General features: G+C 65.1%; 17 protein-coding genes and 1 tRNA gene. 10 read left to right on the forward strand and 8 right to left on the reverse strand.

The window, feature by feature from the left end:
• Nucleotides 1-173 precede the first annotated feature (173 nt).
• Both ACSYDW_RS18415 and ACSYDW_RS18420 read right to left on the reverse strand, forming a co-directional pair.
• Nucleotides 174-653, reverse strand: coding sequence for a hypothetical protein (locus tag ACSYDW_RS18415; RefSeq protein ID WP_438340190.1), 480 nt, complete (start codon nt 651-653; stop codon nt 174-176).
• A complete protein-coding gene (locus tag ACSYDW_RS18420; protein ID WP_438340191.1) occupies nt 650-2,131 on the reverse strand; it encodes a phosphohexomutase domain-containing protein in 1,482 nt (493 codons plus the stop codon). The genes ACSYDW_RS18415 and ACSYDW_RS18420 overlap by 4 nt, the downstream gene beginning before the upstream one ends.
• A 134-nt stretch (nt 2,132-2,265) precedes the next feature.
• On the opposite strand from ACSYDW_RS18420, the gene ACSYDW_RS18425 reads away from it, so the two are divergent.
• Nucleotides 2,266-4,401 carry a RecQ family ATP-dependent DNA helicase gene (locus ACSYDW_RS18425; RefSeq protein WP_438340192.1) on the forward strand — a complete coding sequence of 712 codons (2,136 nt, stop codon included), beginning with the start codon at nt 2,266-2,268 and terminating at the stop codon, nt 4,399-4,401.
• A gap of 90 nt (nt 4,402-4,491) precedes the next feature.
• Nucleotides 4,492-4,740, forward strand: a complete 249-nt coding sequence (locus ACSYDW_RS18430; protein ID WP_438340193.1) for an SCO4226 family nickel-binding protein — start codon at nt 4,492-4,494, stop codon at nt 4,738-4,740.
• Between the two features lie 207 nt (nt 4,741-4,947).
• Here the strand turns inward: ACSYDW_RS18430 and ACSYDW_RS18435 are convergent, their stop codons facing one another.
• The 3 genes from ACSYDW_RS18435 to ACSYDW_RS18445 form a co-directional block, all read right to left on the reverse strand.
• Nucleotides 4,948-5,457, reverse strand: coding sequence for a hypothetical protein (locus ACSYDW_RS18435; protein ID WP_438340194.1), 510 nt, complete (start codon nt 5,455-5,457; stop codon nt 4,948-4,950).
• A gap of 245 nt (nt 5,458-5,702) precedes the next feature.
• Nucleotides 5,703-6,485, reverse strand: coding sequence for an SDR family NAD(P)-dependent oxidoreductase (locus ACSYDW_RS18440; RefSeq protein ID WP_438340195.1), 783 nt, complete (start codon nt 6,483-6,485; stop codon nt 5,703-5,705).
• Nucleotides 6,482-7,378, reverse strand: a complete 897-nt coding sequence (locus ACSYDW_RS18445; protein WP_438340196.1) for a fumarylacetoacetate hydrolase family protein — start codon at nt 7,376-7,378, stop codon at nt 6,482-6,484. Before ACSYDW_RS18445 ends, ACSYDW_RS18440 begins: the two co-directional genes overlap by 4 nt.
• Before the next feature lie 189 nt (nt 7,379-7,567).
• Between ACSYDW_RS18445 and ACSYDW_RS18450 the strand changes: the two genes are divergently transcribed.
• From ACSYDW_RS18450 to ACSYDW_RS18480, 7 genes are all read left to right on the forward strand, one after another.
• Nucleotides 7,568-8,923: an L-fuconate dehydratase gene (locus ACSYDW_RS18450; protein ID WP_438340197.1), complete on the forward strand. Its 1,356-nt coding sequence runs from the start codon at nt 7,568-7,570 to the stop codon at nt 8,921-8,923.
• A 6-nt stretch (nt 8,924-8,929) separates the two neighbouring features.
• The gene (locus ACSYDW_RS18455; RefSeq protein ID WP_438340198.1) at nt 8,930-9,265 is read left to right on the forward strand and encodes an L-rhamnose mutarotase; all 336 of its coding nucleotides are present in this window, start codon (nt 8,930-8,932) and stop codon (nt 9,263-9,265) included.
• Entirely contained in the window at nt 9,265-10,266 is a 1,002-nt protein-coding gene (locus ACSYDW_RS18460) for an aldo/keto reductase (protein ID WP_438340199.1), read from the forward strand. Before ACSYDW_RS18455 ends, ACSYDW_RS18460 begins: the two co-directional genes overlap by 1 nt.
• Before the next feature lie 54 nt (nt 10,267-10,320).
• Nucleotides 10,321-11,166, forward strand: coding sequence for an amidohydrolase family protein (locus tag ACSYDW_RS18465; RefSeq protein WP_438340200.1), 846 nt, complete (start codon nt 10,321-10,323; stop codon nt 11,164-11,166).
• A gap of 122 nt (nt 11,167-11,288) precedes the next feature.
• Nucleotides 11,289-12,797 carry a sugar ABC transporter ATP-binding protein gene (locus ACSYDW_RS18470; RefSeq protein WP_438340201.1) on the forward strand — a complete coding sequence of 503 codons (1,509 nt, stop codon included), beginning with the start codon at nt 11,289-11,291 and terminating at the stop codon, nt 12,795-12,797.
• Complete coding sequence (locus ACSYDW_RS18475) at nt 12,794-13,834, forward strand: ABC transporter permease (protein ID WP_387530921.1); 1,041 nt, start codon at nt 12,794-12,796, stop codon at nt 13,832-13,834. Before ACSYDW_RS18470 ends, ACSYDW_RS18475 begins: the two co-directional genes overlap by 4 nt.
• A 142-nt stretch (nt 13,835-13,976) precedes the next feature.
• A complete protein-coding gene (locus tag ACSYDW_RS18480) occupies nt 13,977-14,963 on the forward strand; it encodes an ABC transporter substrate-binding protein (protein ID WP_438340202.1) in 987 nt (328 codons plus the stop codon).
• A 157-nt stretch (nt 14,964-15,120) separates the two neighbouring features.
• Here ACSYDW_RS18480 and ACSYDW_RS18485 read toward each other — a convergent pair whose 3' ends face one another.
• Nucleotides 15,121-15,798: a FadR/GntR family transcriptional regulator gene (locus tag ACSYDW_RS18485; protein WP_438340203.1), complete on the reverse strand. Its 678-nt coding sequence runs from the start codon at nt 15,796-15,798 to the stop codon at nt 15,121-15,123.
• Nucleotides 15,799-15,935: 137 nt separating this feature from the next.
• Here ACSYDW_RS18485 and ACSYDW_RS18490 point away from each other — a divergent pair, with 137 nt between their 5' ends.
• Nucleotides 15,936-16,940: a hypothetical protein gene (locus tag ACSYDW_RS18490; protein ID WP_438340204.1), complete on the forward strand. Its 1,005-nt coding sequence runs from the start codon at nt 15,936-15,938 to the stop codon at nt 16,938-16,940.
• A gap of 263 nt (nt 16,941-17,203) precedes the next feature.
• On the opposite strand, the gene ACSYDW_RS18495 is transcribed toward ACSYDW_RS18490, so the two are convergent.
• Both ACSYDW_RS18495 and ACSYDW_RS18500 read right to left on the reverse strand, forming a co-directional pair.
• Nucleotides 17,204-17,295: transfer RNA gene (locus ACSYDW_RS18495), tRNA-Ser, on the reverse strand.
• 106 nt (nt 17,296-17,401) lie between these two features.
• Nucleotides 17,402-19,615: a prolyl oligopeptidase family serine peptidase gene (locus ACSYDW_RS18500; protein WP_438340205.1), complete on the reverse strand. Its 2,214-nt coding sequence runs from the start codon at nt 19,613-19,615 to the stop codon at nt 17,402-17,404.
• Between the last annotated feature and the right edge of the window lie 11 nt (nt 19,616-19,626).

Below are 19,626 nucleotides of genomic sequence, written 5' to 3' on the forward strand. Positions count from 1 at the left end.
CCCGGGTGCCGTTGGCCCGGCCCGTGCGCACCAAGCCGGCGGGGGGCTGGGCGGGGGGGGGGGTGGGGGGGGGGGGGGGGGCGGGCGGGGCGGGGGCCGGCGGGGCGGGGGGTGGCCCCCCACCCGCGCCCGGGCCGGGTTGGGGCGCCCCACCCCGCGGAAGCTGGTGGAACCTAGGCCCAGACCTGGATCTCGCCGGCTTCGGCGCTCGGCTCGGAGAAGTCCCATTCGCCGGTTTCCGGGTCCGGGGAGGTGTACGGCTGCACGATGGCGACGGCGCCGCCGTCGCGGTGCTCCGCCACCACGTGGACCGCGTCCTTGCCCTCTTCGAGCAGGGTCACGTCGGAGACGAAGGCGACGGCGTTGAACGAATCACGCTGGTCGTTGAGCAGCTGCACGAGGTCGGCCATCATGGCCTCGGCGTCGATGTCTGCCTCAGGATCTTCAGGGTCCTCGGTGGGCTGGACGGCCAGCAGCCGCAATTCCTGCTCTGCGCCCTCGGCCGCGGGCTCGATGGCGATGGCGAAGGGCAGGAAGACGCCCTGCTCCTCAAGCTGTTCGCGGGCCACGCCCAGTGCGGTGCCCAGCACCTTGTTCAGTTCGAGCTGTGCAGCGGTGCCCAGTTCAGCGATCTTGTTTTCGGGGGTGCTCATGCGTTGTTCCTTACGATAGCCAGGACCCCGTCGCGGACGAGTTCCATGGTCTTGCGGTCCACTGCCTCGCCGTTGAAACGGAGGAAGGGTTCGGTGTTTGACGGACGCAGGTTGAACCAGAACGACCCGTCGGTGGCGGCCACGGTGGTGCCGTCCATGGTGCTGACCGCGGTCTCGCGATTCGCCAAGTCCGGGTGGCACGGCGGGCAGATGAAACCGCTGTGGTCGGGGCTTAGGTCGTGCCCATTGGCGAACTCCTCGAGAACGCGGGCCACGGCGCCGGCCTTGTCCTCGACCTCGGAGTTGATTTCTCCGGAGGCGACATACGGCTCGTACTCGGCGGCGAATTCGCTCAGCGGGGTGTCCTGCTGGCCCAGCGCGGCGAGCACGTGCATGGCAGCGAGCATGCCGGTGTCGGCGTTGTAGAAGTCCCGGAAGTAGTAGTGGGCGGAATGCTCTCCCCCGAAGACCGCTCCTTCCTCGGCCATGACGGCCTTGATGAAGGAGTGCCCCACGCGGGTGACGACAGGGCGTCCGCCTGCTGCGGTGACTGCCTCCGGCACGGCGCGCGAGGTGATCAGGTTGTGGATGATCACTGGCGTTTCCTCGCCGGACGCCTTGGCTCGGGCGATCTCGCGCACGGCAACGAGTGCGGTGATTGCCGAGGGGGACACCGGGTCGCCCTTTTCGTCGATCACGAAGCAGCGGTCGGCGTCGCCGTCGAAAGCAAGACCGATGTCGGCACCGTGCTTGACGACCGCGGCCTGCAGGTCGCGCAGGTTCTCCGGCTCAAGCGGGTTGGCCGGGTGGTTCGGGAAGGTCCCGTCGAGCTCGAAGTAGAGGTCGATGATCTCCAGGGGGAGGCCTGGCAGGATGGCGTCGCCCAGGACGGCCGGCGTGGTGAGGCCGCCCATGCCGTTGCCGGCGTCGACTACGACCTTCAGTGGGCGGATTCCCGTGAGGTCGACCAGCGAGCGCAGGTACTCGGAGTAACCGGCAAGCACGTCGAGTTCGGTGATGAACCCCTCGGGGCCCTCGGAGGATACCGGCAGGCCCTCCTCCAGGTACGTCTGGGCCAGGTCCCGGATGTCGAAGAGCCCGGTATCCGAGGACACCGGAACCGCGCCTGCCTTGGCCATCTTGATGCCGTTGTAGGCCGCGGGGTTGTGGCTGGCGGTGAAGACCACGCCGGCGCAATCCAGGGACCCGGCCGCGAAGTAGAGCTCATCGGTGGAAATCAGACCGAGCATCTTCGGGTTGGCGCCGCGGTAGGCGGCTCCCCGGGCGAAAGCCGCGGCGAATTCGGGGGAGGAGGGACGCATGTCGCCGCCAACCAAGACATCCCGGCCCGAGAGACCCAGCACGTCGACAAAGGCGGCGCCGATGGCCTCGACAGCTTCGGCAGTAATGGAGGCCCCGACAATGCCGCGCACGTCGTAGGCCTTGAAGGACTCTGAAAGATCGATTTCCACACTCACAGTGAAGAGCTTAGCGGTTTAGGCTCGGCAAGCGGGGATTCTTCGTAGTGAAGGTGAGTAGCACCATAGGACTATGTTGGCTGTGCGGGGAAGCGCGCTCCGAACTGTCTCCGGACACTGGGATACTGGGGAGCATGGACGCTTACCCACCCAGCATTGAAACGGATCTGCGCTCCCAGGCGACCGCCATCTTGCGGTCCCTGGTTGGCCGGGACGACGCCGACTTCCACGAGGGCCAGTTTGAGGCCATCGAGGCGCTCGTGGCGGGCGGACACCGGGCCTTGGTGGTGCAGCGCACCGGTTGGGGCAAGTCGGCCGTGTACTTCGTGGCGTCGCTGTTGCTGAGGGCCCGTGGAGCCGGTCCCACGTTGATTGTTTCGCCATTGCTGGCGCTGATGCGCGACCAAGTGGCTGCCGCATCGCGGGCCGGGGTGCGTGCCGAGGCGATCAACTCCGCCAATGCCCTCGACTGGGAACAGATCGCGCAGAAGCTGGCCAACGACGAGCTTGATGTGCTGCTGGTGTCGCCCGAGCGACTGAACAACCCGGTGTTCCGCGACACCCAGCTCCCCGCGCTCGTCGAGCGCATGGGCCTGCTGGTGATCGACGAAGCCCATTGCATTTCCGACTGGGGGCACGACTTCCGCCCGGACTACCGGCGCATCAAGGACCTGATCACAGCACTTCCGAATTCCGTTCCGGTGTTGGCCACGACCGCCACCGCCAATGAACGCGTCGTCCATGACATCCAGGAACAGCTGGCCGTTGGCGGGGCCGACGTCTTCACCCTTCGAGGATCCCTCGCGCGCGAATCGCTGCGCCTGGGCGTGCTGCGGCTTCCCTCGCCGCGCACCCAGTTCGCCTGGTTGCTGACCCACCTGAACGATTTCCACGGTTCGGGCATCATCTACACCCTGACCGTCTCCGCAGCGGAGGACATCACCCGTTTGCTTTCCGAGGCCGGACACAAGGTGCTGGCCTACTCCGGGCGCACCGACACCGAGGAACGCCACCGCGCGGAAACGGCGCTGAAGAACAACGAGGTCAAGGCGCTGGTGGCCACGAGCGCCCTGGGCATGGGCTTTGACAAGCCGGACCTGGGATTCGTTGTCCACGTCGGGGCGCCCAGCTCGCCCGTGGCGTACTACCAGCAGGTGGGCCGCGCCGGCCGTGGCAGCATCAACGCCGACGTGCTGCTGCTGCCGGGCACCGAGGACCGCGAAATCTGGCGCTACTTCGCCACCAGCTCCATGCCGGATGAGGAACGCGCCCACGCCGTCCTGCAGGAACTCGGCGCGGCCGGAGGCCCGATGTCGGTTCCGGCGCTGGAATCGCGGGTCAACATCCGCAGGACCCCGCTGGAGCTGCTGCTCAAGGTTCTCGCCGTGGACGGCGCCGTTGAGCGGGTGTCCGGTGGCTGGATGCGCACCGGGAACCAGTGGTACTACGACGCCGAGCGTTACACGCGAGTGGCCGCGGCCCGGGTAGCCGAGCAAAACGCCATGATCGACTACGAGATGACACGCGGCTGCCGCATGGAGTTCCTGGCCAAGGCGCTCGACGACCCCGCGGCCGCGCCGTGCGGCAAGTGCGACAACTGCGCCGGGGTGTGGTTCAGCGACGAGATCCAGGAATCGGCCAGAGACTCGGCGCAGACGGCCCTAGGCAGGGTCGGTGCCCTGCTCGAAGCCCGGCGCATGTATCCCGGAGGCATGGAGAAGCTTGGGGTCCCGCTCAAGGGAAAGATCAAGGCCGAACTCCAGGCAGATGACGGACGGGCCTTGGCGCGCCTCACGGACCTTGGCTGGGGCGGCCGCCTGCGCGCGCTGTTGGAAAACAGTGACGAGCCCGATGCACCCATCGCCAAGCCCATGCTTGATGCGTGCGTCAAGGTCCTGAGCGAGTGGAAGTGGGAGACCCGCCCGGTTGCCGTGGTGTCGATGCCGTCGCGGAAGCGTCCCCAACTGGTGGGCTCTTTTGCGCAAGGGATCTCGGAGATCGGCCGCCTGCCGTACCTGGGCCAGCTGGAGTACCGGGGTGGGGGACCGCGTGGGGACTCGGGTGGCAACTCTGCATTCAGGCTCGCGGCGGTCTGGGACCAGTTTGTGGTTCCGGCCGAGATGGCCGAACGGTTGGCCGGCGCGCCGGGGCCCATCTTGCTCATCGACGACCTGGCCGACAGCCGCTGGTCTTTGACCGAGGCGGCACGCGTCCTGCGCTCGGCGGGGGCTCCGGGCGTGCTGCCGTTCGTGCTGGCCCAGGCCGGGTAGTTCCTGCTCTGGAACTGAGTCTGGGATGGCCTTAAATGAGCCGAACGTCAAGCGATTTGTTGCGTTCATCTTCACTGTGGAAGTGTTGTCATGGCTGAATTCATGGACGCCCACCACAATATGAAGGGCTTGTCCGAGGCGGATCTCAAGGCCGCGCACGAGGCCGATCTCGCGATCCAGGCGGAGGAAAACGTGCAGTTCAAGCAGGCGTGGGCAGACCCGGACAGCGGAACTGACTTCTGCCAGTCCGAAGCCCCGTCCGCGGAGGCCGTGAAGAGGATCCACGAGCGCGCCGGCCATCTGGCCGATGAGATCCACGCGGTCCCGCTCGTGGTCTGACCCGGACGCCGTCCCCGGCGGTTGGACAGGCTCGAACCGCTTAAATGCTCTGCCCACACGAAGCCAGATTGCTCGTGTGGGCACAGCGGCGTTTGAGCTGTCTGCGCGGTCGTAGTCGCGATATCGACTGATGCAATGCCCAAGGCTGCGACGGCCACTGCGCTGCCGCCGGCCAGGCGAGATTTCTTGGACATGCCTCCTCCCGTTTCAGTCCCACTGGTGGTCAAAATCGGTCAGCTTGCCGAACTCGCTGGTCAGGCTCACTGTTTCCGGCGCGCTCGGTGCTTGCTTCCAAGAATGCACCAGCACACGCTGGCCGGTCCCACCCGGATTGTCCCGCCCACTCACGTGGACGCGCAAGCGATAGTCACCCGGTCCCGAGGTCAGCCGACGAGGGGCACCGGGGGAGTCTTGGTCGATGAGCCCATCGGTGACGATGCCCGGGAAATCGGTGCCGGCCCGGGCACTGAATTCGACGACGTCCTCCCAGTCTGCGTTCGGTGCCGGCGGAGCGGCAGGAAGATACTGGCCAGCCACCAACACCGTCCCGTCAACGCCTCTCTGGGACCCGAGCTGAATCCAGGCCTCCGGCTGATCGGAATAACCCCATACAGTTCCGCCAACCCACTGAAGTTCCTTGGTGAAGTATGGCTGGAGGGACTGGAGCATGATCGAATCGACCTCACTCGCGCTCAGCACAGCAAAACGTTCGCTCATGACACCCTCACTTTGTACTTGTTGCCCGGGAACACGTGATTGCTCCGATGCAACGACGATAGCGTTCCATAAGCGCGCCGGCCATTTGGTCGATGAGTTCCATGCGGTCCCCCTTGTGGTCTGACGCGGCTGCTGTTCCCTGCGACTGAACAGGCTCGAACCGCCACATGGAATCGGCCCGCACCCCTTGAGCTGCCGTTTTGGCGGGAACAAGGGGTGCGGGCCGAGCGCGTTCAGCGGTGGGGCTAGCTTCCGATCGGACGCAAACGAAGGCCCTGCATGCCGCCATCAACGGCAAGAGCCACGCCATTGGTCGAGCCCGAGAGCGGGCTGGCCAAGTAGGCGACGGCACCGGCAACCTCTTCTGCGGCAACCATCCGGCCGTGGGGCTGCCGTGCGTTCAACGCGGCCCGTTCGGCAACCGGGTCTTCCGCCGCGTCCATGAGCCGGCCGATCCACGGGGTGTCGGCGGTGCCGGGGTTCACAGCATTGACTCGGATTCCCTCGCGCACGTGATCGGCGGCCATGGCCAGCGTTAGCGAGTACACTGCGCCCTTGGACGCGGAATACAGTGCCCGCTGCGGGAGGCCGGCCGTTGCCGCAATCGAGCACGTGTTGACGATGGCGGCGGCCGAGGATTCACGCAGGTGCGGCAGGGCGGCGCGGGATACCCGGGCCATGCCGACCACGTTGATGTTCAGCACGCGCAGCCACTCGTCGTCGTCGTTGTCGGCGACGGTGCCCTGGGCGCCGATTCCGGCGTTGTTGATGACAATGTCGATCCCGCCAAGGGCAAGGGCAGCCCCGGAGACGGCCTCGTTCACGGAGTCGGAATTCGCGACGTCACAGGTGAAGGGGAGATGGCGGGCATCGGCGGCTGCCGTGTTGATGTCCAGCACGGCAACGGATGCTCCGCGGTCGGCAAGGGTCGCCGCAATCGCCGCGCCGATGCCCGAGGCCCCGCCGGTGACAATCGCACGCAGGCCGGCCATGTCCTGGGTCAGGGTGGTGGAAGTTGATTCGCTCATGCGTTGACCTGCTCTCGGAAGAAGACCTGGCGTTGGCGGCCAAGGTGCTGGATTTCGAATTCACCGATGTCGCCCTCTGTGAGATACGGGAAACGGCCCGACAGGGCGACGCCCTCCGGGGTGCCGGTCAGGATGACGTCGCCCGGTTCCAGCGCCATGTACTGGCTCAGGTGGTGGACCACGGTGGGTAGGTCGAAGATGAAGTCCGCGGTGCTCGAGTCTTGGCGGATTTCCCCATTGATCCATGAACGGCAGCCCAGGTTGTGTCCGTCGATTTCATCGGCCGGCACCAGGAACGGGCCAAGCGGGGTGGACTGTGGCAGGGACTTGCCCTTGGTCCACTGTCCGGCCGCTCCGGGGATCTGGTACTCGCGCTCCGAGAGGTCGTTGGCGATCAGCAAGCCAGCGATGGCGTCCTTGGCTGCTTCCGGGGAGGACAGGTACTTGGCGGGGGCGCCAATGACGATTCCCAGTTCGACCTCCCAGTCGTACTTCTGGGCAGACGGCGGGATCGGGGCCGGGTCGAACGGCCCCGCGACAGTGTTCGTCGGCTTGAGGAACACGACGGGAATCGTCGGCGGTTCGGAGCCCGATTCACGGGCGTGGGCCGCGTAGTTCATGCCAATGCAAACGATGTTTCCGGGGCGTGCGACGGGGGCGCCGATGCGTTCGCCCGTGGGTGCGGCGATGAACCCGTCGCCCTCGGCCAGGCTCCAACCCAGTGCCGGATAGCTTCCGGCGGCGAGTCCCGCGCGGACCGCGGCGATGCCGTCTCCCGCGAGGAAATCCCCGTCGATGTCGGGTGTGGTGCTGGAAATATCGAAGGCTCGTCCCTCGTTGTCCAGCGCGATGGGGCGTTCCGCTCCGGGTTCGCCGATTCGTGCAAACTTCATTCTGACTCCAAGCATCGGATGATTTGCGTGTGCTGATTCACAACTTTAGCCCAAAAAGAACCTTTGACAACATAAACATCCGATGTCTACTCTCGGGGTAGACGAAATCGATCTCGCCTACCAGTACAGCTGGCCCGGGCGAAAGCGGCACCCCCACGAAACCGCGGGAACCACCACCTGGAGGACAGCATGAGCATGATTACGGCCTTGAGCACCACTGATGTCCGATTCCCCACTTCTCGGGATCTTGACGGATCCGACGCCATGAACACGGACCCCGACTACTCGGCGGCATATGTGGTGTTGGAAACCGATGCCGGTGACGGATTGGAAGGACACGGCTTCGTGTTCACCATCGGCCGCGGCAACGACGTGCAGGCCACCGCCATCCAAGCCTTGGCGCCATTCCTCGTTGGACGCAATGTCGAGGATTTGTTGGGCGACATGGGCGCGACGTGGCGTTGGATGGTCCACGACTCGCAGCTGCGCTGGCTCGGCCCGGAAAAGGGCGTCATGCACATGGCGATCGGAGCTGTGGTCAACGCCCTCTGGGACCTTAAGGCCAAACGTGAAGGCAAGCCGCTCTGGGCATTGCTTGCAGCGATGAGCCCCGAGGAACTCGTTGACCTTGTTGACTTCCGGTACCTTTCCGACGCGCTGACTCGCGAAGATGCGTTGGAAATCCTCGGCAAAGCCCTCCCCGGGCGCGCGGCGCGCATCGAGGAACTCCTGGCCAACGGCTACCCCGCATACACCACCACCCCGGGATGGCTTGGATACTCCGATGAAAAGCTGGCCCGTCTGGCCGCCGAGGCCGTCCGCGACGGCTTTACCCAAATCAAACTGAAGGTCGGAGCCGACCTGGACGACGACATCCGGCGCCTGCGCACAGCGCGCTCCGTGGTGGGCCCGGACATCAAGATCGCAGTCGACGCCAACCAGCGCTGGGATGTCGCCGAGGCCATCGAGTGGATGCGCCACCTGGCCGAGTTCGACATCGCCTGGATCGAGGAGCCGACCAGCCCCGATGACATCATGGGGCACGCGGCCATTGCCCGCGGCGTCCACCCAATCCCCGTGGCCACCGGCGAGCACTGCCAGAACCGGGTGCTTTTCAAGCAGTTCCTCCAGGCCGACGCATTGCAGGTGCTGCAGATCGACGCCGCCCGCGTGGCAGGTGTCAATGAAAACATCGCGATCCTGTTGCTTGCGGCAAAGTTCAGAGTCCGAGTCTGCCCGCACGCGGGAGGAGTGGGATTGTGCGAGGCGGTTCAACACCTCTCCATGTTCGACTTCATTGCCGTGTCCGGAACCGCCGAGGACCGCTACATCGAATTCGTTGACCACCTGCACGAACATTTTGTGGAGCCTATCAACGTCCACTCCGGCGCCTACTGGCCGCCGAAGGTGCCCGGAGCCGGAACGCAGATGATTGCGCAAACGCTTGCCGACTTCGAGTTTCCCAATGGTGTTGAATGGGCAAGTGATTTGGCACTCAGTGGTGCCTCGTCGATGAATGGCAACACCGCGACAACGGAGGCCTGAGGCCCGATGGAAACCATCGCACTGAACACCCGTCTCAAGCCCGGCAGCGAGGCCGACTACGACCGGATCCATGCCTCGCTTGCACCTCGGCTGCACGCGGCGCTCAAGACCGCCGGGGTGCAGGATTGGCGCATCTGGCGCAGCGGCCGCGAACTGTTCCATCTGGTCCAGGTCGAGGACTACCGGGCCATGCGCCTTGAGCTCGCCGAGCACCCGGCCAACATCGCCTGGCAGGCCCGGATGGCGGAACTGCTCGAGGTCGGTGACGACTACTCCGCAGACGACAGCGGGATCCCGATGGTCTGGTCGTTTTCCCAGGACCCGGCGGGGGACCAGCGGTGATGCGCGAATCCCTGATCGGCCTCGGGTTCGGCGACCCGGGTTCCGGGCGAAGCCTCGGATTCGGTGCCGCGGCCCTGGGTAACCTTTATCGGCCGATGGAAGACGCCACCGCGCAGGCAACGCTGCAGGCGGCCTACGATTCCGGCGCCCGCTACTTCGACACCGCCCCGCACTACGGGCTGGGGCTTTCCGAGTCCCGCCTCGGCGCGTGGCTCGTCGGCGACGTTGTCCGGGAGGACCTCGTGCTCTCCAGCAAGGTCGGGCGGGTCCTGGAGCCCAACGCCGGCTTTGCCGGGGAGCTTGATGGCGAGGGATTCTCGGTTCCCGCCACCACCCGCAGGCGTTGGGACCCCTCGGAGGCCGGCATCCGCGCAAGCATCGAGTCCACGCTCCAACGCCTCGGCACCGACTACCTGGACATCGCCTTCCTGCACGACCCCGATGCCTACGACCTCGAGGATGGCATCGCCCGGGGCCTGCCCGTGCTTGAAAAGCTCCGTGCGGAGGGCCTCATCCAGGCCATCGGCGTGGGCACGAACTCCACCGAAGCCGCGGTGGAATGCGTGCGGAGGGCCGATCTCGACCTGGTGATGCTCGCGGGGCGGTACACGCTGCTGGAGCAGCCGGCCGCGTCCGGACTGTTGCCCCTGTGCATGGAACGGTCGGTGGGTATCGTCAACGTGGGGGTGTACAACTCCGGGTTGCTGGCTTCCCCGGTGGTTCCCGCGAACGCGAACTACAACTACGAACCGGCCCCCGCGCATATCCTTGGCCGTGCACGGGCGCTGGCTGCGGTGGCCGGGGAATTCGGCACGGACCTGCCCACCGCAGCCGTGCATTTCGCGATGCGGCACCCGAGCATCGTCTCGGTGATGCTCGGGGCCTCCACCCCGGAGCAGGCGCGGGCGAATGCTGCCCGCGCCCAGGCCCCGGTTGACGAGGGCTTGTGGGATGCACTTGTCGAACGGGGGTTGCTCGATGGCGCACTGGCCATCCGGTAGCCGGATCCCGAATGCGCAGGGCCCCCTTGGTCGCTCCCCTCGAGGTGGACGATGATGGAGCGGTTGGATGCGCACCTGCATTTGTGGCAGCTCGGCGACCGCGACGCGTACCCGTGGCTCACGCCCGAGCTGGGGGAGTTGTATGCGGACTTCACCCCGGCCATGGCGGAGGCGGAGCTGCGGAAGAGTGCCGTCGATGGCGCGATCCTGGTGCAGGCCGCCGACACCCTGGCCGACACCGAGTTCATGCTCGGCGTCGCGGACCGGCACGACTGGGTGCTCGGCGTCGTCGGCTGGGTGGATCTCTGCTCGCCGCAATCGCTCGAGGACCAGCTCGGGAGATTGCGCGAGTCGGGCCCGCTGTGCGGGGTGCGCCACCTGGTGCACGACGATCCGCGGGCTGACTTCCTTGAACGCCCGGACGTTTCGGCGTCCCTTGAACTGTTGGCAAGGCACGATATCCCGTTGGATGTCCCCGACGCCTTCCCGCGGCATCTGGACCAGACGCTGCGCGTGGCCATGGAGCACCCCGACCTGCGGATCGTGATCGACCACCTCGCGAAACCACCGCTGGGTTCCGGTGCCGAGGCGTTTGCCGCATGGCGGGATTCCCTCACACGGCTGGCGCAGCTGCCCCGGGTTTTCACGAAGCTCTCGGGCCTGCGCTTCCCGCACGCGGGCTACGACGTTTCGACGCTGCGGCCGGCCTTCGACGTGGCACTGGAGGCCTTCGGCCCGGACCGCATGATGTACGGCGGTGACTGGCCGATGACGGTCCCTGCCGGCGGCTATGCGCCGACCCTGGAGGTGCTGGAAGCCCTGGTGGGCACGCTCTCCGTGGCCGAACAGGAGTCGGTCTGGGCCGGGACCGCGCGGAGGGTCTACCCAAACCTCCGATGAAAGATCGGATGAATCAAGTTCGAATTTGATTGAAAATGCGATTGTTTGCAGTTTTTGGGTTGCGTGTGATCTGATTCACGAGTAGTTTTTTACTAAACATCCGATGTTAGGAGGGTATGGATATGAGCGAGTACTTGCTGGAGGTCGACGGGGTCGACAAGAGCTTCCCCGGCGTTCGCGCCTTGGCGAATATGCAACTCAACGTCCGCCCCGGAGAAGTGTTGGCGTTGGTCGGCGAGAACGGCGCCGGAAAATCCACGCTGATGAAGCTGCTGTCCGGGATCTATGTTCCGGATGCGGGAACCTTCCGCATCGGCGGCAACGCGGTGGACATCAGCGGCCCGAAGCACGCACAGGAGCTCGGTGTCAGTATCATCCACCAGGAATTCAACCTGATGCGCGACCTGACGGTCGCCCAGAACATCTTCCTGGGACGCGAACCCATGCGGGGGCCGTTCATCAACGACTCGGCGCTCAACCGCCAGGCCCGCGAACTTTTCGAGCGGATCGGAGTGGACCTCAACCCGGTCCAGCAGGTTGCCGAACTGACAGTGGCCAAGCAGCAGATGGTCGAGATCGCCAAGGCGCTGAGCTTCGACGCGAAGCTGCTGATCCTCGACGAGCCCACCGCAGCGCTCAACGATGCCGAAGTCGAGACCTTGCACCGGATCATCCGCCGGTTCATCACCCCGGAAACCGGTGCCATCTACATCTCGCACCGCATGGACGAACTCAACGTCATCTCCGACCGCATCACCGTGATCCGCGACGGCGAGTATGTGGACACCCTCGACACCGAGACCACCACCATGCCGGAGGTCATCTCGCTGATGGTCGGACGCGAGGTCTCCGGAACCGCCCGCCCGGCCAACATTCCTGCAAGCGGGGAAACCCGGCTGGAAGTTCGGAACCTCTCCACCAAGGAGCTGCTGAAGGACGTCTCGTTCAGCATTGCCAAGGGCGAAATCCTGGGCTTTGCCGGACTCATGGGCGCCGGCCGCACCGAAGTCGCCAGGGCGATCGTCGGGGCGGACAAGATCAGCTCCGGCTCGATCGCCCTCAACGGGCAGACCGTAAGCATCCCGAATCCCGCCAAGGCCGCCGAGCTGCGCATCGGCTACCTCTCCGAGGACCGCAAGCACCTGGGACTCATGCTGGAAGCCGACGTCGCACAGAACATCATGCTTTCCTCCCTGAAGGAGATCAGCAAGTTCGGATTCATCAACGGGCGCATGCTCAAGTACATCTCCGGGGAACAGGTCGAGCGCTTGCGGATCAAGACACCGTCGATCCACCAGAGCGCCAAGAACCTCTCCGGCGGCAACCAGCAAAAGATCGTGATCGCCAAGTGGCTGGTCAAGGACTGCGACGTGCTGATCTTCGACGAACCAACCCGCGGCATCGACGTGGGCGCCAAGGACGAGATCTACCGCCTGCTCAACGAACTTGCAGCCAGTGGCAAGTCGATCATCATGATCTCCTCCGAACTGCCGGAAGTCTTGCGCATGTCGCATCGCATCGCGGTGATGTCGGAGGGGCGAATCACCGGTTTCCTGAAAAACGCAGAGGCCACCCAGGAACGAATCATGGAACTTGCCACGCAGAGTGAACGAGGAGTAAAAACAGCATGAGCACCACCACCTCGGTTGAGAACGGCAGCCGCTCGCCGTCGGTCAAGCCGCCCCTGAAACGCAAGGAATCGGACCTCATGGTCCGGGCCCGCGCCAGCATGCAGCAGCTGATGGCCTTCGGCTCGCTGATCGTCCTGGTCATCCTCTTCGGCATCCTGAACCCGCTGTTCCTGACCCCGTCGAACCTCTCCGACATCCTGCTCTCCACGGTGGTCATCGGTCTTCTGGCCCTCGGCGCCACCTTCGTGATCATCACCGGCGGCATCGACCTCTCGGTGGGAACCGGCATGTCGCTGACCTCGGTCATGGTCGGCGTGACGTTGACCTACATGGGCCTTCCGCTCGCCTTCGGCGTGATCGCCGGCGTCCTGGCCGGGGCCGTGATCGGCCTGATCAACGGCGTGCTCATCTCCTACCTGCGCATCCCGCCGTTCATCGCCACGCTGGCCATGATGATGGTCGCCCAGGGCCTTGCCCTGGTTATCTCCGGCACCAAGCCGATCTACTTCAACGACACCCCCGGATTCAGCCAGCTGGCGCTGGGCAAGTCGATCCCGGGCCTGATCATCCCCAACGCGGTCTTCATCTTCTTCATCGCGGCCGTCATCGCGGGGGTCGTGCTGTCCAAGACGCTGATCGGGCGCTACACCTACTCGATCGGCTCCAACGAGCAGGCAACGGCGCTGTCCGGCATCAACGTCCGACGCTGGAAGATGTGGATCTACACCCTCGCCGGCACCTTCACCGGCTTGGCCGGCGTGGTCATCGCCTCCCGACTGAACTCGGCGCAGCCGGGCCAGGGTGCGGGCTACGAGCTCCAGGCCATCGCGGCCGTCGTCATCGGGGGAACCTCGCTCCAGGGCGGCAAGGGCTCGATCGTGGGGACCGTGATCGGCGCGCTGATCATGTCCGTGCTCACCAGCGGCCTGCGCATCATCAATGTCCCGCAGGAATGGCAGTCCGTAGCCATCGGCAGCGTCATCCTGCTCGCCGTGTACCTGGACATGCTTCGCCGCAAGGACAAGAGCGGCGGCTAGGCCCGACCTCTTCCTCCTTGCCCCACCACGAACTTCCACCTCCGGCCCTGCCGCCCTGCGCGCTGCAAGCCTGGGCGGAAAAGCTCAACATCGCCACTCGCAGTACACCCGCATTTTCCCATCACGAAACGGAGTACATGTCATGTTCCGCAAGAAGCTCATTGGCCTGGCAGCAGCGTCGCTGTTGGCCCTCACCTTGTCCGCCTGCGATACGGCAACGACGCCCGATGCCGGTGCGGCAAGCGGCAGTGACGGAAAGAAGCCCTATGTAGCGATTGTTTCCAAGGGCTTCCAGCACCAGTTCTGGCAGTCGGTCAAGACCGGTGCCGAGCAGGCAGCCACCGAGTACGGCGTGGAGGTCACGTTCGAGGGCCCGAACACGGAGAAGGACGTGGCCCAGCAGATCGAGATGCTGACGACCGCAATGTCCAAGAGCCCCTCGGCGCTGGGCATCGCAGCACTGGACTCGCAGGCAGCCACCCCGATCCTGGACGAAGCCAAGGCCAAGAACATCCCTGTCATCGCCTTCGACTCCGGCGTTGATTCGACGATTCCTGTGGCGACGGCGTCCACCGACAACAAGGCAGCGGCGGCCGAGGCCGCGAAGCACATGGCCGAACTCATCGGAGGCAAGGGCGAGATCGCGGTGGTCGCCCACGACCAGACTTCCACGTCCGGCAAGGACCGCCGTGATGGGTTCACCGAGTACATGGCGGCGAACAACCCGGAGATCAAGATCGTCACCGTCCAGTACGGCGGCGGCGACCAGCTCGAGTCGGCAAACCTCGCCAAGACCATCATCAACGGCAACCCGAACCTCAAGGGCATCTACGGCACCAACGAAGGCTCCGCGATCGGCGTGGTCAAGGCCATCGAGGAGCTCGGCCTGAAGGGCAAGATCACGGTCGTCGGCTTCGACTCCGGAAAGGCCCAGATGGACGCCATTCGCTCTGGTCTGATGGCCGGCGCCGTGACGCAGAACCCCGTCGGGATCGGCTACGAGACCGTCAAGGCTGCTGCTGCGGCCATCAAGGGGGAGTCCGTGGAAAAGGTCATCGACACCGGTTTCTACTGGTACGACGCCAAGAACATCGATGACGCGAAGATCAAGGCCAACCTCTACGAATAGTCACGTGCCTCAGCCCTTTCCCGATGGATCGGCTCGCTGAAAGGCCCGGTTCCGCCGCCTCCGCCCCATGCAGGGCGAGGTTGCGGAACCGGGCTTTCCTGTTTTCAGGAGCGGGGTCTTCAGGAAGTCGTCGCCGAACCCCCGCAAGCAACCGGCGTCAGCTGGCCGTGGATTGCCTGAGCCACGTCTCCACTCCGGAAACATGCGCCGTGACAAGTGCCTTGGCCAAGTCGGTGTCGCCGGAGCGAATCGCGGAGAGGATCGCCTGGTGTTCGTCAAGGGTGCGTTGGACCGCATGGTCCTGCGTCAACCCACGCCAGATGCGGGCGCGAACGGTGTTGCTGGAGAGCGCCTCCAGAAGGGTCCCGAGGTATGCGTTTCCCGCGGCTTCGGCAATGATCGAGTGGAAAAGCAAGTCGTGGGTGACCAGTTCCTGGATGTCGGTTTCAGCCGTGACAGCATGCACGGATTCCTCGAGCCTGGCGAGATGTTCCTCGCTGCGTCGCTGGGCAGCCAAGCCCGCCGCCGAGGGTTCAAGGATCCGTCGGACTTCGAGTAGCTCAAGGATCGAGGAGTCTTGGTGCAGTTCAACAACGAAGGACATGGCCTCGGTGAGCAGGTGCGGTTCAAGGCTGGTGACATAGGTTCCGTCTCCACGTCGTACATCAAGTACCCGGATGAGTTCGAGGGCCTTGACCGCCTCGCGAAGTGACGAACGGGAAAGCCCAAGACGCTCCGACAGCTCCTTTTCCGGGGGAAGACGGTCTCCGGGGGAAAGCTCTCCGCCAAGAATCATTTCTTTGATGCGCGTGATCGCTGCGTCTGTGACTGCCATAGACCCAGTCTAGACATCGGATGTATCGACTGGAACCATGGTGGGCAGTTTGGTCGCCCTGTCGGTCGCGCTAAAGTCCTGTACTTTGCAGTGTCGCCGGCTTAGCCCTTGAACCTGCAGGGTCGTAGTCTAGAGACATGGAAACTCTGCTTTGGGTCGTCGTTCCGCTGCTCATCCTTGGTCTTGGATGGCTGTGGTTGTCGCGGCTGCGCGCCAAGAACTCGGCCGAGGTTTCAGCAGCGATCACTCCTGAGACCGCAGAATCCGCAGCCTTGAAACTCACCGGTGAGGGGCATCGCGCCGTTTACAGGTCGCTGGCGCAGGGCGACTTCATGGCGGCCGTTCAGAATTACAAGGCCATGACGGGGGATGGGTACAAGGCGAGCATCATCGCCGTGCGTAGCCTTGAGCGCTACCCGCAAATCCGCAAGGAACCCGTTGAAGGCTTGACGATTGCCAAGCAGCTCGAGGACGAACGCCAGGCCGAACTCGCCGCGAATGGTGGCGCCGATCCGGTCGCGGAGAACGAAGGCCCGAGCGCGGCTGCCTCGATCCCTTCGTTGGAGAACCCTGCGTCAGCTCCGGCGAGCGAGGTCTCACCCCAGGAGGCCTTGTCCATTCCCAGCGCCCCGGCCATCGGGGACGACGACGCGTGGGTGGTGCCCAGCGATTGGGCGCAGGAGTTTGGAAGCGGAGCCGAACAGACCTCTACACAATTCAAGGTTTCCTACCTGGTCGACGGCGACCCCCGGGAATTCGCCAGCGAAGACCTGCCGCCGGCTGAATACGACCAGTTCATGTCGCTCGTGCGCGACCACGACCTGCCCGGTGCGGCATCGTTGATTGCCAAGCACTCGGGGTTGGACCAGGGCGAGATCCTCCGCATGCTTGTTTCCTCGCCACTGGGAGGCGGGAGCTCATCTTCGGCAAACATCGCGGACTTCAGCTTCGAGGGGCAGGGTCCCGACGGAGCCGTCCACTTCAGCGTCAACGACCTGGCGGAACCCGAGCGGACCGAGTTCCTTGACCACCTGCGCATGGGGGAACTTGACGAGGCAACCGTGATTGTCGCCCGTTGTACCGGCCTCCCCGATGAGATGGTTCGTACATTGCTCAACGCCTTCGGCGACGGAGACAAGTAGGTCTTTCGCACAGGGATTTGCCTCCCAGACGGGAAACGCGTGTTGCCGGCCGGTGTCAGGGCCGGAAACACGCGTTTTTGATGCTGCGAGGAACGCGCCCTTTGGCCCTTGGACCGGGCCGACGGGCCTTGTTGAACCGGGTCTTGAGATGGAGAGGCCGCGGTGAAACACCCGGTGCAGGCACTCTTTTTGGCCTATGAGTCCGTAGTCCCGCAACGAAGCCCAGGACGCAAAAAGGCCCCCTACTTGCGTAGGGGGCCATTTGGCGGACACGGGGGGATTTGAACCCCCGGTCGAGTTTAACCCCGACACTTCATTAGCAGTGAAGCCCATTCGGCCGCTCTGGCACGTGTCCAATTTGCTGTTTCCAGCTCCCCAAGACTACCCAAAGCTGGCGCTGCTTACAAAACGAGATCCGGCCGGGGGAAGAAAACATGGATTTCCCGCGGAATATCGACCGATTAAGAGCCGATGTTTCGCCACAGGAACTCGTAGCTGGTGGCCAGCATGGTCGCGGAAGCGGCATTGTCGGAGGCCCCTGCGTGCCCGCCATCGAGGGACTCGTGGTACCTGACGTTTGCGACGCCCAGGTCCATCATCTTGGCCGCCATCTTTCGTGCCTGGACAGGACCCACTCGGTCATCGCTTGTGGCGCTCCAAATGAGCGAAGCGGGGTACTGCGTTCCGGCGGGCAATGCGTCGTCAAGCCGGTGGTAGGGGGAGAAAGTCCGGATGAACTCCCAATCGGCGGGCACGTCGGGGTCCCCGTACTCCGCGATCCACGAGTGGCCCGCTGACAGCCGGGTGTACCGGCGCATGTCCAGCAGCGGGACGCCGCAAGAAACCGCGCCGAAGAGCTCCGGGTAGCCGGTGATCATGTTTCCCATGAGCAGCCCGCCATTCGAGCGGCCTGTTGCGGCAAGGTGGCTGGGGGTGGTCACTCCGCGGGCCACGAGGTCGCGGGCAACGGCGGCGAAGTCCTCGTAGGCCCGGTGGCGGTTTTCGCGGAGTGCCGCCCGGTGCCAGCGCGGGCCGTATTCCCCGCCGCCGCGGATGTTCGCCACGACGTAGCTGGCGCGGCGTCCCTCCGGTGTGCTGCGCGACAGCCAGCCCGGTCCGAGCGGACCAACGTATGCGGGGGTGAGGCTGGCCTGGAATCCGCCGTAGCCGTTTACCAGGACCGGGTTCAGGCCGTCGAGCGGCAGGTCCGTGGGGGACACCTGGAAATACGGCACCCGCGTCCCGTCGTCGGACACCGCAAAATGCTGTGACACCTCGAAGCCCGTGGCGTCGAAGCGGGCCGGGGCGGCCTTGACGAGCTGCGGCGGCGCCGCAGGCGCGGTTACGGAGGCGACGGTGCCGCGGGCCAGCGTCGTGGGGGTCAGGAAACCGGTGATGGTGAGCCAGTAATCGTCGGCGCACTCGGGGTCCAGGTCGTCGACGGCGGAGATGCTGAAGCTGTGCAGCGGAGCCCCGGCCTCCAACGGGCTCAGGGCGAAATCGAGGGCCGGGTCGCAGACAAGGATCTGCGAGGAAACATCCTGCAGGACATTGAGCAGCAGGTAGTTGGCGGTGAAGTCGATCGACTGCAGCGACGTGTTGTCGGTGGGCACGAAGACCTCGCGCAGGGATGCGGTACCGGCCATGAACGCGTCAAGCTCGGCGAGCAGGAGCGAGCCGGGCACGTGGGTCTTGCCGTCGCGGGTCCAGGTGGTCTGCGGGGAGAAAAGCACCCAGTTCCGGTGGAAGGAGACCCCGACATCCGTGGGCACCTCGACGTGGACCCAGGAATCCCCGCGGCGCAGGTAGGTCTTGGAGTTGTAGAAGTCGATCACGTCGTGCGCCACATCGCGCTCGAACCCGGGGGTGGGGTCGTGCGAAACGAAGGCGAGGACGTGGGACTCGTCGATCGCGAAAACCTCCGGAGCTTCCTCCAGCTCCTGGGAGCGGGACAGCTTCCGGACGGTGCGGGCGTAGGAGGAACGCGTCAGCGAGCCCTCGCCGACCTCGGTGGCCACATACAGCGTGTTCTCGTCGATCCACGACACGTTGGTCTTGGCGACGGGAAGGTCGAAGCCGCCGGGCACGAAGCCGCCGGCGGCGATGTCGAACTCGCGCACCCGGACCTGGTCGCCGCCATCGGGGGAGAGCTTGAGCAGGGCGCGGGTGTAGGGGGCGCCCGGTGCGGGACGCAGCATCTGGGCGCCGGAAAACACCCAGTCGGTGCCGTCCGCGGCGGCCAGGGCGTCGACATCGAGCAGCACCTCCCACTGCGGGTCCGCTTCCTGGTAGGAATCCCAGGTGGTGCGCCGCCAGAGCCCCTTGGGGTGCTCGGCGTCGCGCCAGAAGTTGTAGTAGTGCCCGCCGCGCTTTGTCACCATGGGGATGCGGTCCGTGGCATCGAGGACTTCCAGGATGGCGCTGCGGTTGGCCTCGAAGTCGGCGTCGAAGAGTTCGGCCTCGGTCCGTGCGTTCTGCGCCAGCACCCAGTCCATGGCCCGCGGGGAATCGATCTCCTCGAGCCACTGCAGCGCGTCGGCCGGTTCGCCCGCAGGTGCCTCGGTGTTCGGGGAGGGCGGCGGTACCGGGCCGCTTCCCGCGGCATCGTGGTCCACCATGGTGGAGGTGTCCGCCGGGGTGGCATCCGGCGCGGTGCGGGGCGATGAAGAACTCATGGCCAAAGTCT

The organism is Paeniglutamicibacter selenitireducens (assembly GCF_051550675.1).
Taxonomy (GTDB): Bacteria; Actinomycetota; Actinomycetes; order Actinomycetales; family Micrococcaceae; genus Paeniglutamicibacter.

Bases quoted from the DNA above. Each gene is read 5' to 3' on its own strand.
- ACSYDW_RS18415 (WP_438340190.1), bottom strand. From the start codon at position 653: ATGAGCACCCCCGAAAACAAGATCGCTGAACTGGGCACCGCTGCACAG.
- ACSYDW_RS18425 (WP_438340192.1), top strand. From the start codon at position 2,266: ATGGACGCTTACCCACCCAGCATTGAAACGGATCTGCGCTCCCAGGCG.
- ACSYDW_RS18430 (WP_438340193.1), top strand. From the start codon at position 4,492: ATGGCTGAATTCATGGACGCCCACCACAATATGAAGGGCTTGTCCGAG.
- ACSYDW_RS18435 (WP_438340194.1), bottom strand. From the start codon at position 5,457: ATGAGCGAACGTTTTGCTGTGCTGAGCGCGAGTGAGGTCGATTCGATC.
- ACSYDW_RS18440 (WP_438340195.1), bottom strand. From the start codon at position 6,485: ATGAGCGAATCAACTTCCACCACCCTGACCCAGGACATGGCCGGCCTG.
- ACSYDW_RS18445 (WP_438340196.1), bottom strand. From the start codon at position 7,378: ATGAAGTTTGCACGAATCGGCGAACCCGGAGCGGAACGCCCCATCGCG.
- ACSYDW_RS18450 (WP_438340197.1), top strand. From the start codon at position 7,568: ATGAGCATGATTACGGCCTTGAGCACCACTGATGTCCGATTCCCCACT.
- ACSYDW_RS18455 (WP_438340198.1), top strand. From the start codon at position 8,930: ATGGAAACCATCGCACTGAACACCCGTCTCAAGCCCGGCAGCGAGGCC.
- ACSYDW_RS18460 (WP_438340199.1), top strand. From the start codon at position 9,265: ATGCGCGAATCCCTGATCGGCCTCGGGTTCGGCGACCCGGGTTCCGGG.
- ACSYDW_RS18465 (WP_438340200.1), top strand. From the start codon at position 10,321: ATGGAGCGGTTGGATGCGCACCTGCATTTGTGGCAGCTCGGCGACCGC.
- ACSYDW_RS18470 (WP_438340201.1), top strand. From the start codon at position 11,289: ATGAGCGAGTACTTGCTGGAGGTCGACGGGGTCGACAAGAGCTTCCCC.
- ACSYDW_RS18475 (WP_387530921.1), top strand. From the start codon at position 12,794: ATGAGCACCACCACCTCGGTTGAGAACGGCAGCCGCTCGCCGTCGGTC.
- ACSYDW_RS18480 (WP_438340202.1), top strand. From the start codon at position 13,977: ATGTTCCGCAAGAAGCTCATTGGCCTGGCAGCAGCGTCGCTGTTGGCC.
- ACSYDW_RS18485 (WP_438340203.1), bottom strand. From the start codon at position 15,798: ATGGCAGTCACAGACGCAGCGATCACGCGCATCAAAGAAATGATTCTT.
- ACSYDW_RS18490 (WP_438340204.1), top strand. From the start codon at position 15,936: ATGGAAACTCTGCTTTGGGTCGTCGTTCCGCTGCTCATCCTTGGTCTT.
- ACSYDW_RS18500 (WP_438340205.1), bottom strand. From the start codon at position 19,615: ATGAGTTCTTCATCGCCCCGCACCGCGCCGGATGCCACCCCGGCGGAC.